Annotated in this window: 10 protein-coding genes and 3 pseudogenes; 3 read left to right on the top strand and 10 right to left on the bottom strand. The window is 56.7% G+C overall.

Translation table 11 applies throughout. The features are described from left to right. Nucleotides 1-1,128 (top strand): aminotransferase-like domain-containing protein (locus tag NKJ08_RS35755; RefSeq protein ID WP_352785946.1); only part of this gene is annotated, 1,128 nt, incomplete at its 5' end. A 49-nt stretch (nucleotides 1,129-1,177) separates the two neighbouring features. Beyond that, nucleotides 1,178-1,318: pseudogene (locus tag NKJ08_RS39180) on the top strand (cupin domain-containing protein); the annotation flags it as partial. On the opposite strand, the gene NKJ08_RS35745 reads toward NKJ08_RS39180, so the two are convergent. From NKJ08_RS35745 to NKJ08_RS35705, 9 genes and pseudogenes are all read right to left on the bottom strand, one after another. Further along, on the bottom strand, nucleotides 1,315-2,121 hold the full coding sequence (locus NKJ08_RS35745; protein WP_352785943.1) for a pyrroline-5-carboxylate reductase: 807 nt from the start codon (nucleotides 2,119-2,121) through the stop codon (nucleotides 1,315-1,317). The pseudogene NKJ08_RS39180 and the gene NKJ08_RS35745 sit on opposite strands and share 4 nt — an antisense overlap. Nucleotides 2,122-2,971: 850 nt before the next feature. Then, nucleotides 2,972-4,933 (bottom strand): HAD-IA family hydrolase, encoded by a 1,962-nt coding sequence (locus NKJ08_RS35740; RefSeq protein ID WP_352785940.1) that lies wholly within the window; start codon nucleotides 4,931-4,933, stop codon nucleotides 2,972-2,974. A 301-nt stretch (nucleotides 4,934-5,234) separates the two neighbouring features. After that, entirely contained in the window at nucleotides 5,235-6,257 is a 1,023-nt protein-coding gene (locus NKJ08_RS35735; protein WP_352785938.1) for a hydroxymethylglutaryl-CoA lyase-like TIM-barrel protein, read from the bottom strand. 46 nt (nucleotides 6,258-6,303) lie between these two features. Next, entirely contained in the window at nucleotides 6,304-7,110 is an 807-nt protein-coding gene (locus tag NKJ08_RS35730; RefSeq protein WP_352785935.1) for an SDR family NAD(P)-dependent oxidoreductase, read from the bottom strand. A gap of 37 nt (nucleotides 7,111-7,147) precedes the next feature. Further along, a complete protein-coding gene (locus tag NKJ08_RS35725) occupies nucleotides 7,148-8,386 on the bottom strand; it encodes an ATP-grasp domain-containing protein (RefSeq protein ID WP_352785932.1) in 1,239 nt (412 codons plus the stop codon). A gap of 179 nt (nucleotides 8,387-8,565) precedes the next feature. After that, nucleotides 8,566-8,881 (bottom strand): annotated as a pseudogene (locus tag NKJ08_RS35720) (DDE-type integrase/transposase/recombinase); the annotation flags it as partial. 136 nt (nucleotides 8,882-9,017) lie between these two features. Beyond that, nucleotides 9,018-9,860 (bottom strand): hypothetical protein, encoded by an 843-nt coding sequence (locus tag NKJ08_RS35715; RefSeq protein ID WP_352785929.1) that lies wholly within the window; start codon nucleotides 9,858-9,860, stop codon nucleotides 9,018-9,020. 501 nt (nucleotides 9,861-10,361) lie between these two features. Then, on the bottom strand, nucleotides 10,362-11,582 hold the full coding sequence (locus NKJ08_RS35710) for an ATP-grasp domain-containing protein (RefSeq protein WP_352785926.1): 1,221 nt from the start codon (nucleotides 11,580-11,582) through the stop codon (nucleotides 10,362-10,364). Nucleotides 11,583-12,104: 522 nt separating this feature from the next. Further along, nucleotides 12,105-12,794 (bottom strand): annotated as a pseudogene (locus tag NKJ08_RS35705) (transposase); the annotation flags it as partial. A gap of 520 nt (nucleotides 12,795-13,314) precedes the next feature. Here NKJ08_RS35705 and NKJ08_RS35700 point away from each other — a divergent pair. Further along, the gene (locus NKJ08_RS35700; RefSeq protein WP_352785923.1) at nucleotides 13,315-13,959 is read left to right on the top strand and encodes a hypothetical protein; all 645 of its coding nucleotides are present in this window, start codon (nucleotides 13,315-13,317) and stop codon (nucleotides 13,957-13,959) included. Between the two features lie 931 nt (nucleotides 13,960-14,890). On the opposite strand, the gene NKJ08_RS35695 is transcribed toward NKJ08_RS35700, so the two are convergent. Further along, the gene (locus tag NKJ08_RS35695) at nucleotides 14,891-15,196 is read right to left on the bottom strand and encodes an NIPSNAP family protein (protein ID WP_352785920.1); all 306 of its coding nucleotides are present in this window, start codon (nucleotides 15,194-15,196) and stop codon (nucleotides 14,891-14,893) included. Nucleotides 15,197-15,483: the final 287 nt, after the last annotated feature.

Here is a 15,483-nt window from a genome sequence, read left to right as displayed (position 1 = left end):
CTACATATTTGTTATTCAAATGAGCTTGGCGCATTCGGCAGCTTCTACCCAAGTCCGGACTTATTCGACCGCAGCGAAATAGACCGGCTATTGCGCCAGCTCTTGCGGCAAGGCGAGACCAGGCTTGTTGGGTGCGATTCACCACAAGGCGACGTGCAGTTGCGACATGAAATTTCGCGCCGCGTATCAAAGCGAGGATGCATCGTAGCACACGGGGAGATAATCGTCGGCAACACGGGCATGTCGTGCTTCGACATGTGCCTCAATGCATTTACCAAGCCAGGAGACGTAGTCCTTGTCGAAAGTCCTTCTTATTTTCCAATGCTGGCCGGATTGAATCGCAAGAGCCTCTCTGTGGTGGAAATTTACTCCCACCCGCGCTCTGGCATTAATCCCGAACAATTCCTGCATCTTGTCCGCTCGAATTCCGTTCGCGTAGCATTGCTTATGGGCTCCCATCATTATCCCACAGGCGTGACCTATTCCGAGCAAACCATGCGCCGTGTCGTGGAAATTGCCCGCCAACACCAAGTGCTTATCCTTGAAAATGACATGTTCAGCGACCTGAACTACCATGGCAGCAGGCAGCCTTCGTTTAAACAACACGATCCGTCCGATATCGTGGTGCAATTCGGGAGTTTCATGGCCTCGCTCCCGCCAGCGTATGGATTGGGTTGGATCATTGCCGGCACCCACACACGGCGTTTGATGACACACCAGTATACACACGGACTGAACAGCGGTGACGGTATTGTCCAGCGCGCGATTGCCACGTTTCTGGCAATCCGTAGTCAGGACCGACATTTGAGGCGATTGCGCAGCACACTTGCAGCGAGGATGCAACGGGGTCTCGAGCTAGTCGCAGAACATTTTCCCAGTGAATGTGTTGTATCGCCTCCCGCCGGTGGGTTTATGTGCTGGGTACGAGGGCCAGTCAGCTTCGATGCTACTGGCGCTTTGCTTCAGGCGATAGAATCCGACTTCAGTTTCCTCCCAGGCCCTATTTTCTCGATCGAGGCGTCCTTCCGAAACTTCGTTGCGCTTAACTTCTCGTTCCCGTGGACCACTCAGAGCGAAACTTATCTAGCGAAATTGGGTGCGATGATGCACAGGTCGGCTGGCCGGTGATGGCTCCATCAGATCGAATCGTTTGATGCTGCAGTCTCGTGGATTCTCATGCTATCCACTTGGCGCCGACATCGGCAAGGTGCCGCTCGTGCACGAAGGTGAGGAAGGCGGCATCGTGTTGTCGGGTCGCCTGGACGCTGGCGCAGCCCGATGCGAGGTGATCATTGCGTGCACGCGGCCGACCTTTTAAGTTTTGACATGCTCCGGTGGGAAGCCTTTTTCGATCCTGGCGAGTACGTGATCGAGCGCCGTCTTCAGTGCATCGGCTCCGCCATGTTTTTCAAAGTCGCCAAGGACTTGTTCGTTCAGTCCGCCTCTGGTCACGAATGCGCGACTGAGTTCGGCGAAGGGAACTCCGGAGGGTGCTTCCAGGGCGACTCTCGATAGTTCGGTGAATAGGGGCGCGAGATAGGATCTCGCCTTGTCTCTGGACAGCCCCTTCCAGGCCAGCCATTCGGATGCCCCATGCATGATGCCGAAATAGGTTGCCATCAGGGAACTGGCGGCGGCAAGCAACTCGTACTCCTTGCCTGAGTCACATTGCACCACGCCGCCCAGCACCTTGAAGATCGCCGCTGTCTCGGGATCCCGTGGATAGACTGCGGTGATGCCTCTGCGCTCGGCGACGAAGGGGAGGGGAATAGCCTGCGTCAGGCGCACATTCGAGCCGATCCAGTCGATGAGTGTAGCTCGGTCAGTCGCAGCCATCACGCTGAGCACGGTTTGGCCATTTCGAAAGGGGAGGGAGCGGACGACATCCTTCGCGATCTGAGGGCGAACCGCGAGAACAACAGTGTCGCAGCCTTTGACGATTGAGTGATTGTCGGCTGCAACCGTTACCGATGAGAAATCCGTGGCGAGTTTCGCGGCGACCTCGGCGTTGCGTGGGGAGACCAGGACGCGCGACAGAGCCGCCGGTTCCCGGAGCAATCCTCGCACGATGGCATCGGTGATGGTGCCTGTACCGATGAAACCGACTTTCCGACCAGTCATGGCCTAGTCCCCCGCCAAAAAAAGGCCGAGGACCTCGGTCGCATAGTTTTCGCGCGGGAAGTTCGCCTGGAACTGGCGCGTATGCTGATGTTGTTGCGAACGGCCTCTTTCTTAGTCATCACTTTCCTTCCATCCGGCATGGAGCGCTCGGTTGCCTCTGCATCCTTAATCTCCTCCTCGCTGGAACAGCAACCCGCGCGCTCATTAGAGGGCGCATGTTGCCGCCCCAAAAAATGAGCCGCAGGCCTGTCACTGCGCTTGGGCCGGAAGACAAAGTGTAGCCGCAATAGGATCGGCCGGAAGAGCGGCCGCGGCCAGCACAATAAGGCCCCTTATGCAGCGGCGGAAATCGACCGACTGTGTCGCCACTCGCAACGCACCCACAACAGCAGGCGCCAAGGCTGGTTCGACCGAACCTGTCAGGTCGAGGTGGCTTCCACCCTTCTCAACCTCTACCCGACTGAACGATCCCGGCGCTTCCGTCTTATCGCAGCCGCTGCGCTCGACCCACCGCTTCTGGTTGCCGCCACATTGCCACATTCAGCGCAAACTGCAGGGGTGTCGTCTCCCTCGCCACGGTCTGGCTTGACTAGCCCCGCCTACCGCAGCCAGCCTCAATCAGGCTGCGGCTGACGCCCGTACGACGGCCGAGATATTAGCGCCGGCAGCGGACTTCCGCAACGATCTGCCCCTTCTCCGCCAGTTCCAGTCGCATCGGCTCCGACGGCCGGCAATCCTTCTACGCGGCGATAATGATCATCTGCGTTCCTGTCTTGGTGCTTGGCATTACTGTTGTCCCACTACATCCGCGAATGCTCCTTGCATCTCCCTCATAACCATGCAGCTGTGCTCAGCTGCTGCCCACGATTCGCCTTCTCCGATCTGCGAATCCCGATTTTGTTGTGCTAGAATGCTTCGCCGATCGAAGGGGTGGAAACAAACTGCCATCAACGATTTGACAGAGGTTCGTTGCGACATAATCGGGAGCGCCGTTCTCGCCGTGACGCAACTCGCCGCTAATGTTGAGGCCAGTGGTTACGAGAAGTGCGTCGAGCCCGGCTGCCTTTGCGCCCTTGATATCAGTATCAACCTGGTCGCCTACCATCAAAAGACGGTCGGTACCTGCCCGAGCGATGCACTCTTCGAAAATCGGTCTTCCTGGCTTGCCCATAATCTCTACCGAGATTGGAGGAGCCCCGAAGGGCGCTAGTCCTGCTTGAAGCATTGGCCCTATTATGCATGGTCCAAAGACGAGTGTGCCGTTTTTGCCAGGATAAATGATATCCCCGTTTGCCGCTATCATACGCGGCATTTCGCCCGTCTCGATCAGTCTGCGTCGAAAAGTGGACAGGATGTGCTCGGCCGCTCGTTTAAAATCGAAACCTTCGTCATCGAGCACTACGAGTGTGTCGAATGTCTCGGCCGTATCAGCGCAATGAAGATTTGGATGCTTGCCGAAGATGTCATGCGCAGCGCGTGCACTGCCCACATACGAAACTTGCCGCCCGGCCGCTAGCTCTCCGAGTACGCGAGGGCGCGTGACCCCGCCTGCGGACACGATACGGTCGACCGCCGGAATCGGAAGTCCCGCGCCGCGAAGACGCGCAAATATCGTTTCGTCCGACCCACTGCTGATATTCGTCACGATGTAGTATGGTTGACCTGACATATTAAGTCTGGCCAAGATATCAGCAGCGCCAGGCAGGGCTTCATTTTCACTGATCAGAACCCCCGTTGCGTCGAAAAGTATCGCGTCGTAGTAATCTGCCAGTGTCTGGGGAGGTGGGCTTTCGAGGGCGGCGGTTAGAAGACAAGCCGACTCCTCCCTTGGCTGAACCGCGCGCGTGTTAGAGGGCGGAAAGCTGCCGTGACGCACGACCTTCGTTTCGGGTGGTATGCTGCTCTCGCACGTCTCGCTATAAGCCCAGGCCAGCCATTTGCATAAGATCGCCAAGTCTTCTGCCTCGACCGTAGGCCCTGCCCATATTCGAAATCCCGGTGGCGCATCACCGTAGCTCCAGATGTCAAAAGCCGCGCCTTCGGCTTCGAGTAGACGGATCATCCCCGCAACGATTTTGTCGTCGTCCTCTTTCTCGCCGGTAGCGTGCTGCTCTCGCACAAGTCGAAGCGTAATTGAACAGGGGGAGCGTGCTGCCGGATTGGTGCAAGTCCAATCAATCCAAGGAGTGGAGTTCACCCAATCGGCCATCACAGCATAATTATCGGCAACCCTTTTCAGGAGCGCGGGAAGTCCGCCGCACGCTTCGGCCCAGTCGAGTGCAGAGTGAATATCCTCGACGGCGAACATGCTAGGGGTCGAGATCGTCCGGCCGCCGAAAAACGCTTTGTTGACCGATCCGTCGGCGTTGTGCAATCTCATGAGCCTGGCTACAGGCTTACGACCGTCGGCCTTCAGTCGTGCCTGAGCCCGAGGCGAAAGCGCGATCATGCCATGGCCGCCTTCGCCGCCAAGCGCCTTCTGCCATGACCAGCACAGAACATCGGTCCGATTGAAGTCGATAGGCCTCGTAAAAGCCGCCGAGACGGCATCTGCGATCACAAGCCCGGCACGGTCGGGAAGAACCCAATCAAGGTCCGGCGGACAGACGCCGCTGTTGGTGCCGTTTAGCACTAGAACGATGTCGTGATTGGAGTCGATCCTGCTCGTGCTCGGAAAATCTCCGAAAGCACAAATGTGCCGGTTTTGGGGGGCAAGCGCCAACGTATCGATCTCATTTGCCCAATACTGCGAGAAGTTGTCTGACACGAATGTCTCAACTGGAGAGGGGCCGAGTAGATTTTGTAAGGCCATGCTGCAGGCTCCAGTGCCTGAACCGGGCACGATTCCGCAGAGCCAGCTAACAGGCAGCTCTAGCAAAGAGGCCATGCGCCTGATTACTTCTCCTAGCCTTTCTGCTCCCTCGGAACTCCGGTGACTTCGTCCAACATAGCGCAGCATAGTTGGGTGCACGCCCCAGCCGGGATGTTTGCGGCAAGGGCCTGATGAGAACCGTGGATCGGACGGGAGGGCCGATGGTTTTACTACCGCGTTTGGCAGGGTCATGGCTTGCTCCAAGTTGGGAAAAGAGGCACCTCGACAGAAAAACCTGCGATCAGGCGATACCCTGCGCCATCAGCGGCGACAGCTTTTCCTTGTCAAACCTCATTCGTTCATCGGCGCAAAGGTCCGACAGGCACCTGATGATTGCGGCGTCAGATAATGCCCCACCTTCACGTAGCTTTTGGACATAGGACGGATGGATAAAGTTTGAGCCTGCGAATTGATATGCCGCGCTGCTGCCCCAGCCATACCGTTTGCGAAGCGGTTCGAAGTGACGCGAGACGTGCTCGAGGAGTGCCCGTTCCTTGGATGTTTCGAGACGAGCGAGAAGCGGCAGGAGCTGCTCACTTGCTGTATTTCCTGCCCCGCGGCCCATGCCGGCCATAGTGCAGTCTATCCAGGTCGCTCCCGCCATAGCGGCGGCCACTGAATTGACCACTGCATATCCCCGGTTGTCATGGCCGTGGAATCCAATGTCAGGCTCAATTCGATCCGCAAACCGGCCGATAATTTCCTGAACGCGAGTTGGCGTCATAGAGCCAAAGGAATCGGCAATATATAGTACGTCGATGGTGTCGAACTGCTTTACTTCTTTCAGGCACATCTCAACTTCTACGGAATTTGCTGCATCGATCTGCATGAGATTCACAAACACACGGAAGCCTTTCCGAGACAACTCAGCGAAAATGTTCCTACAGGCAGCCAAGTTGCTGTAATGCGTCGCCACGCGGACGGTCATGATATGTCCTGGAACTAGTCCTTCTGTCAGGCGGGTCACGGCAAGGGGTACAGGCAGTTCGTTCGCAAGCACGTCCTTGGCATCGATCATCACACATGCCTTGACCAGGAGACCAGCAGCCACCTGTTCGGCCTTAGAACTCGTCACACTGGCGAAATATCCGTGGCTCTCAGGCTTTCCGGCGAGCCCCAGCTCGACCATGCGAATCGGGAGAGCGTTGATGGTAGCGACATAGTCCGACACCAGTTCCGGTGCGAAATCCCAACCTGTGTAGTAGCCACCGTCGCGCAAGGTGCAGTCTAGGAAGTTTACTTCATCTGGTATTTTGCTTAACATTGCCTAGCCGCCTCCAAATACCGCCACAACATCGAAGCATTCTGTATCAGCTCGCGGCGTAGCCCCCGTCGACATAGAGAATCTCGCCTGTTACAAACGATGCAGCTGGGCCAGCGAGGAAAATGTAAGGCCCGAAATACTCGGACAGATCGCCGCGGCGTCGCATCGGAGTGAGTTCCATTGCGCGGCGCTGATAAGGGCTATCGAGGTTAGGGTGCACTCTTTCCATGAAGTTGTTGATGAACCCAGGTGCAACGGCGTTTACACGAATACCCTTATCGGCCCATTCTACCGCCATGGTGCGCGTCAGTTGATTGACGCCTCCCTTACTCGCAGCATAGACAGCCAGGCCCGGTATGCCGAGCGAGCTGGCGACCGAAGAAGTCATGATGATGCTGCCGCCGCCTTGATCCAGCATTGCCTGGGCGGCAAACTTCGCACAGTAATAGTAGCCACGCAGATTGGTATCGACGATCTCGTCCCATTCCGGCTCTTCATATGAATGCGCTGGCTTAATGATGTCGATACCTGCGTTGCAGATCATCACATCGATTTGCCCGAACCGGTCGACCGTGCCACCGATCAGTGCCTTGCAATCGTCGTGCGACCGCACATCAGCGCGTATAGCTGTCACATTGATCCCTTGGCCTGCAAGTTCGGCCTCTGCTTCGGTCAGCTCTTCAGTATTGTGCGAGGAAAGGACTATCTTGGCGCCCAATCGTCCAAAACAGGTAGCGAGCGACTTCCCGAGACCGCGGCTCGAGCCTGAAATGCAGACTACCTTACCATCAATTCCGAAAAGTTTCTGGTATCCTTCTGCGCCAATAGCACAATTACGATTTATATCGAACATAATAGATTACCCGCTCTATCTATTGTTTTGATTTAGTTTAGGTCAAGGTTACTTCGTCAGGGGTCGGAAATGGTGTGATCGACCAACTGATCAAGTCGACGGCACGCTGAAGTATCGCCTCAGTGCGAGGATGACTGGATGAAGCGGCGACGACATGGCCCAAACAGTCTAGATAATCGCCTTTTCTGACGATCGGGGTTTGGGGTCTAGCGTAAAATTTCACCTCGGCGACACCTGATACAGCAGCGGCCTCACCGTTCCCACCAATCCAATTGAGCGTCCCATCCCGATCAGCAACCAGGAATCGCGCGGTCGCTGTCTGCGAGTGCCTTCTACGCAAATCGCATTCCTCGCCGATGACAAGCTTGATGTGCGCGGTGATGAGATCAACACCGTAAGCCAGATGAACCATTTGCGGAGTGGGCGAGCCAGCAAGGCGCGGATTGACCTCAATGACGACTGGGCCATCCCTCGTCCACCGGAATTCAATGTTCGTTGGCCCCCAGCCAAGGCCGAGAGCTCGCAAACAGCTCAGCGAAACATCGGCGATACGCTCATGCTCGTGATCACTCAGCAGTGCCGGAAAGGTGCCCCCGCGATAGACGAAATGCGGCGGAGGGCCGAAGTCACCCGTGCCAATTGCAACGACTTCATTCCCCATTATCTCAGCGGTATAATAGGCTCCTTGCGCGAATTCTTCGACCAGTATCCTCGGCGCAGACCGCCATATGTACTGCCCGCCCAACAGATAGTTCGTGTGTTCGACTACCTCATCGGCAGTGCGGCACAATCTGACACCCTCGCTGTTGCTGCCCACCGCAGGCTTAACTATCACTGGCAGTCCAATCTCCGCGGCAGAATCCTTTACCTCCGCTGCATTGGCCGCCAAGCGATAAGCAGGCATCGGAACGCCAGAGGCCGCGAGAAGTTGACGTTGAGTGTACTTATCGAGGCATTGTTCAATAGCTCCCGGGTTCGGTCCAGGTAGATCGAAGTGCCGACAGAGCTTGCTGGCTATCGCATAAAACGAATCGGCAGCGCCCGTTATGCCGGCGATGTCATAAGTCGCTCGCAGCCGGGAACATTCGCGGATCAGCGCATCCAGATCGTCTGTATCAACACGGATTGACTCAACCTCTTTCGCCGCGAAATGATCATACCGAGTTGGATCGGCCGAAAGGGTAATTGGCTGAAGGCCAAGACGCTGAGCAGCTTGGACGTATAGCAGACCCGAGCCCATTATCGTGCCTCCAATCAGGATCAGCGCTCTTGCCATTGGCTGTGGACTCCTTCTGTGCGTGCCGTGCGGCGGCCCTTGACCTCAGACCTTGCCCCCAGGCTACCATCGTCAACAATTTTGCGGCGTTAAGACTTTGCGAATTTTATTTCGAGTTTTGTTGCAGGTTTTGTTGCAACGAATGAATGGGATTGTAGAAAGGTCTGACAGGAGGCCAATCACGGGGCAGGGATTTGGAACTGCTCGGCCAGGGATGGATTCGGATTCAAGGCGAACCTCGCCCGTTGCTTACGCATCATGTGAACCATTTCGATGCCGTTTAGGATGATCGCGGCAGTGCTGGTGATTGAAGCCGAGCATTGACCGGATGCGGCGGTTGATGCGCGAGGGCAGGTCACGCTGCTCGCTGAACGAGAATTCGACTGTGTCGCCGACACGGTCGATGGCGCAAATAAGATACATCCACTGGCCGCGGACCTTGATGTACATCTCGTCGACATGGCACTTCCCGGTCACGCTACGCTTGCGCCGGTGTCATCGGCGGTCCATTGCTCGAGGCCAGCATCATCGTGGTCCGCGCCCAAGCTGGGAGAAGGTGCGCGACAACCTGATGGTTGCGTCGCAGCGAGCAACTCGCTTCTCCTGGAGATGCGTCCGTCCATGACAACGGTCAGAGCGCTTCACCTGGGGGTGCGGAAATGTAGCAGGACGCATAGATGTAGCCCGTCGTGCGCTCTAGGCGATCCTCTATGCCGAGTTTGGCCATAGCCTTCAGGATCGCCCGCAGTTCCTTCGACGTGGAGAAGCGGCTCTGGCGCTGTCTGAACCGTTCTAAGTGCCGAGTTTCCAACGAGAAAGCCCGAAGGGCCGCCGCGATGTCGTCATAGCTGAAGCGGTGCATTACGAAGGCGACGACCCAGGGGCGTGACGTCGCCGACGCCTCATACACGCGTGCAAAGGTGCGCTCGGTAGCGTAGCCCACGCAGCCTGTGCTGATAAGGATGTCGGCATCCGCGAGTGCGCTACGTTCCTCGACCGTCAAGTCGCGAGTTTCCAGATCAGCCGTGACGCCAGCCTCCAACAGGCCCAGATCCAGCGCGTAACGAACAGCCCAGAACGATGGATCCACGCCGACGAACTGGATGTCGTCACGGAGGCCCAGATTGCGAAAAAAGGCGCGATGCTCGATCCCCTCTTGGCGCGACAGCGATCCGCTGGGTTCCAGATAGGCAGCATATAGATCGTCGAGGTCGAGATCGGTTCGCAGCAAGGCAGCGTTGACACCATACGAGCAACCGACATCGATTATCTTCAACTTCGTCTTGTTTCGAATGCGTCGGTAATCGGCGAAGATCCTTTCGAAGATCGGCTTGGCCCGATCTGGAAGCATATAGTCCACGGCCAAACAAGCCCGAAAATAGGCGTGCGGCCATCTGCCATTGTAGCTTGCCGTGAAATCGTGCTTCGCCCCCTGAATTCTACCGCGCTCCGCGCTTGCTGCCTGACTTGACATGCTGCTTCCCTTCTTCGCTCCAGTGATCACAATCTCGCTCCACGATCTAAATATCGCTCGCCAGTTCCTACCCCCTCACGAGAGGCGGTTCAAAAATCGTGCCAGGCTGAGGAGAGGTCATAAAAGCGATTTTCTGCACATCAACTCGGCTGAGGAACATCACCGCGGCGCGTACTCGACAACCTGATGGGTAACAATCGGGCCAGCCATCTACCTGCAGCTGGGCATATTCATTCATTGAGGACTGTTGCTAACATCACGATTGGCAACTGTTCAGCTGTGGCAATGACTCGTTTCAGCGTGCCTGCCACTGAACCCTCACGGCCGGCTGTCAATTGTAAAGCGTTGGCTCCGAGATACCGTGCTTGCAGGGCCAGATCACCGGCCTTCGCCCCGTCTCATGCTCGCGCGGTATCGTGATGATGATGCTTTTCCGTTAACCGCTTTCTTTTCATGAGCCCGGGAGGTGGGAGGTGAGGGGCCGCACATTGGTTTTGTTTGTCAAGTGATCGGAAAGGGTGTGATCGACCAACCGATCAAGTCGACGGCACGCTGAAGTATCGCCTCGGTGCGAGGAAGACTAGATGAAGCGGCGATGACATGTCCCATACAGTCTCGATAATCGCCTTTTCTGACAATCGGCGTCTTTGGTTCAACATAGAACTTGACCTCGGCAACACCTGATACTGCGGCCGCTTGGCTGTGCCCATCGATCCAATCAAGCGTGCCATTGCGATCAGCAATCAGGTGCCGCGCGGCCGCAATGTGCGAATGCCTTCTGCGCAAATCGCATTTGTCGCCTATGATAAGCTTGATGTGCTCGGTGATGAGATCGACACCGTAAGCCAGACGAACGAGTTGAGGAAAGGGCGTGCCAGCAAGGCGCGGATTGACTTCAATGACGACCGGGCCACGCTTCGTCCACCGGAATTCAATGTTCGTTGGCCCCCAGCCAAGGTCGAGAGCTCGCAAACAGCTCAGCGAAACATCTACGATACGCTCATGCTCGTGATCACTCAGCAGTGCCGGAAAGGTGAACTCACGACAAACGAAATGCGGTGGAGGGCCGAAGCCACCGGTGCCAATTGCAACGACCTCATTCCCCATTATCTCAGCGGTATAATAGGGACCTTGTGCGAATTCTTCGACCAATATCCTCGGCGAAGACCGCGACAGGTGCTTCCCGCCCAACAGATGGATCGTATGTTCGACTACCTCATCGGCAGTGCAGCACAAACGGACACCGACGCTGCTGTGGCCCACCGCAGGCTTAACTATCACCGGCAGCCCGATTTCCACGGCAGAATCCTTTACCTCCGCTGCATTGGCCGCCAAGCGATAAGCAGGCATCGGAACGCCAGAGGCCGCGAGAAGTTGACGTTGAGTGTACTTATCGAGGCATTGTTCAATAGCTCCCGGGTTCGGTCCAGGTAGATCGAAGTGCCGACAGAGCTTGCTGGCTATCGCACAAAACGAATCGGCAGCGCCCGTTATGCCGGCGATGCCATAAGTCGCTCGCAGCCGGGAACATTCGCGGATCAGCGCATCCAGATCGTCTGTATCAACACGGATTGACTCAACCTCTTTCGCCGCGAAATGATCATACCGAGTTGGATCGGCCGAAAGGGCAATTGGCTGAAGGCCAAGACGCTGAGCAGCCTGGAGGTATAGCAGACCCGAGCCCATTATCGTGCCTCCAATCAGGATCAGCGCTCTTGCCATTGGCTGTGGACTCCTTCGGTGCGTGCCGTGCGGCGGTCTGAAGGGTTGTCGGCATCTTTGTAGCCGCCCTTGACCTCAGACCTTGCCCCCAGGCTACCATCGTCAACAATTTTGCGGTGCTAAGACTCTGCAAATTTTATTTCGAGTTTTGTTGCAGGTTTGTTGCAACGGCTGCCGTTCAAACTTGTTGCGCCTTCAAACCCGGACAGGGATGGAGTGCACCCCTCACAGGGGAACAACTGTGTCAAGTGCGTTAAAACATGGCATGGTCCTCATTGGTATCGGCTCCAGGTTCCAAGCTCGAGTGCGTGACCCGACCCGTTTTGCCGAGCCTCATCCACCTCATATGGTCGCCGTTATTCCGGCTGCACCAACATCCCGCGTCCGGCGGGCAGGGCTCAGGTCGACAAAACCATTCTAGACTTCGGCATTTCGCCAAGGGGTGCATCGGTCGTCGGCCCGGAACTCCAGGGTTCATGAGACCCTGGAGGTATCGGAAAGGGTAAAGAGATGAGCGAAACGTTAGGCCGTTTTCATGACCGCGCCTTCGATGACGACTCCCGATGTTACATACTTCCACAATGCCACCAGCAGCTTGCGCGCCAGCGCGACGATGGTCGTCTTCTTCATGCGCCCGCCATTATGTTCGATGCGGGCCTTGAACCATTGCGCCAATGCCGAATTCGGCTGATGCCGCAACCACAGCCAGGCCAATTGGATCAACGTCGTGCGCAATCTCGGATTGCCCGCCTTCGAAATGCCTTGCTCGCGGTCGATCAAGCCGCTTTGCCAGGGCGTTGGCGCCAGGCCGGCATAGGCAGCAACTTGACGGCGGTTATCAAAAATGCCGGAACAGTCGCTCTGACCAGAGGATGTTGGCAAACTCCGCGCCGAGCCTATTGATCTCCACTAGCATGGTGACCGGCGACGGCTTCGTGTTGTCAGTAATCTGCGCCGCGATGAGCGCATCGCGTTCATCCTCGACAGCCTTGATCTGATTCATGACCAGTTCCAACCGATCCAGTTCTCGGCTGATCTGGGTCTTCATGTGCCTCGGCAAGGCGTGTCCATCTCCCGTTAGCAACTCTTCAAGCCGCTGGCGCCGACTTTTATGAAGTGGCTCGTAGTCGGTGACACCCTGCGAGAACAGCAGGCGCCCTTGATGCGGTGGCGGGTGTCGACAGCTAGGCGACGGTTGTCGCGTATGCGACGCAATATATTCGGCTTGGCCCCTCACTGCACTCGCAAGTAAACCATTGAGAACAGTAAACAACAAATCCCATGCTGTCTCTGCGCGGTTGGCATGAGTTTTGAAGCTCCTTCGTCGGCGGCAGGGCCTACCTGTCGGGATTACATCGCGATCAAAGGAACGAACGAAGGAAAGCTGCATGTCAGATCCGTGTCAGATCGTATTCTGTGGAAAAGAAGACATCGGTAAATCCACATCTCCCAAAATCAACTCGCCAGTCTGTCAGCTTTCAGACAGAACTATCCCGATAGTCGGCTGCGACCGCAAGGCCCCTGGCCAGTGAGGGGGACCATGGCGCCATCAGGTGCAGGGCGCGCCAACATTCAGGGGGCGAAGCATGATTTCGCGGCAGCCTATAATTCCAGGTGGCCGCACGCCTATTTTCGCGCGCATCTGTCCTTAGACTATGTGATTCCAGATCGGGCCAAGCCGGTTTTCGAAAGGATCTTTGCCGATTATCGACGCGTTCGAAAGAAAACCAGGTTGAAGATTATCGATGTCGGTTGCTCCTATGGCATTAACGCCGCCTTACTGCGCACCGATCTCAATCTCGACGATCTGTATGCTGCCTATCTGAGACCTAGAGGATCGCTCTCGCGCCGACAGGAGATCGAGCATCGCGCCTTCTTTCGCAATCGCGGCCTCCGTGACGACATCCAGTTCGTCGGCGTGGACCCATCGTTCCGGGCTGTTCGCTATGCGCGGGTTCTGGGCCTGCTGGAAGCGGGTATCATGGCTGATCTGGAAACCCGTGACTTGACGGTCGAGGAACGCCGCGATCTCGCGGGTGCGGATATCGTCATCAGTACAGGCTGTGTGGGTTACGCCACAGAGCGAACATTTGCACGCGTGTATGATGCCTCCGCAACGTCACGCCCGTGGGTCGTTGCCTTCGCAATGCATCCCTTCAGCTATGACAATATCGCAATGGCCCTTCGGGATTTCGGACTGGAAACCAGGCTTGTAGACCGCTTCAGACAGCGCCAGCGCCGCTTCTCGACAGTGAGGGAACGGCGGGCTATCCTAACCGCAATGACCAAGCTCGGCATCGAGGATCGCTTGGAGCGCACGACTGGCTATATTTACGCGTCCTGCCACATCTCCGCACCGCCGGGCGAATTGGTCTGAGCCCTCGACCGTCGCGGCACATCACTTTTCGGCGGGCAACCGTGTGCCTTCATCTTGGAGGCCCGCCCACGGCAAGATGCGGAAAGTCGGGCGTAGGCGCCGCAAGCGGTGCTAATCGCTCTCCCGCGCATCAACGGTAAGCGATGCGCCAACGAACCTTGCAATAGGCCCGATGAACATGGGAGTTTTCGAGCCATGACAGGTCGGAGCGCGGGCGCATCGTTTACGATCCGAAAACCTAAGGTCTCCTTAGTATGCCAGAATATGCGTTCCGCTCGGATAGTGTCTCGGGGACAACCTCCCGGATCTGCGGGCGAGGGGACGCGCAACAGCGAAGTATTCTGTCAAATTCTGGAAGGATTGCGCCGCCCTGATCGACCGGAAAAGGATCTGCTTGGCCGTGGAACGGATTTCCCACCGAACGGTTGATATCGCCAACACTTTGGGCGCGGCACGGAGTGCATCACCCTGCCAACTTGAACCTGCGACACCCACGTCGTTTGTTGCCGACAAGGATGATCAGCGGCTCGTCTTTGCCAACGTAATCGTTGAATTCCTGTCCCAGGAGGTTCTTTTGCGTAAGCCGGCCGGTTTGACCGATCATGGGTCTCGTGTGTCGTTTCTTGGCTCTTCTTTCTTTCGGTCGATCCTGGCAGAGCCCAGTGGGTAGCGATTGGCCAGTCAAACGTGATACCAAACCGTTCGACCCTCACACCGGGCCTGGCGCAGTGCCATGTACCTCGCCAATCGCCTCTACCGTCCGCCTGACGTCTCGAAACTCGATAAGCGCATGCTGCATCATACTGCCCTCGGCAGCGCTGCGCCTTTTATATTGAGCCTAGCACGACACAGTTGAGCCTAGCACGACACAGTGTTGGCACCGAGGAAGGAATTCCTTCCAAGACGCCAGTGGCGCGCGAGCTGCCTGTCCTCAGCAACGAGATATGACCCCGGTTTGAGGCGTTCTACTATAAGATCGGTGAGAGGAGGCAAGGCCGCGTTCATCGCTACACCCTCGATATTGCGGCTTAAGGATGCGTATCGACTGACGGTCGATCATACCTTTGATTGAATCGAGAGATCCCTCCCACCCAGGATGCGCGAGCATTCTGGCCCGTTCTTCTTCCCGCTCGCCTATGTTCCGTAGCGCCAAAAACGCAGCGACGTGATCCAATTCGCCAATATCGCACACGAAATATCCTACGAACCCTCCGAGAATCTCTTCCTGGATAGCCATGTTCTCCGGCCGTGCCGCCAGTAGATGGATATCGGATCACGGCAAGAGCTATGCGGAGGCCACATCCTTTGAAGACGAGGTGCGGCGTCTGCAGGATGCGTGAAGTGCTTGTGACAGCACAGTGTCTAAATGACGGCAAATATGTCGCGGAGGAGGGCGCACATTATTGGGTTTTCCAGGTGACCCCTGAGGCGTAAGCGCCACGCCGCTCCCCTCGTGCGGGGCATGAGGTGAATGTGCGAAGAATCCCCCCGATCGCGAGAGACGGAGGGCCTACGTGGGAGCAG

It is taken from the genome of Mesorhizobium sp. M0244 (assembly GCF_040321795.1).
Taxonomy (GTDB): Bacteria; Pseudomonadota; Alphaproteobacteria; order Rhizobiales; family Rhizobiaceae; genus Mesorhizobium.
The sequence above is the reverse complement of the archived record's forward strand: the minus strand, read 5'-3'. Positions and strand labels throughout refer to the sequence as shown.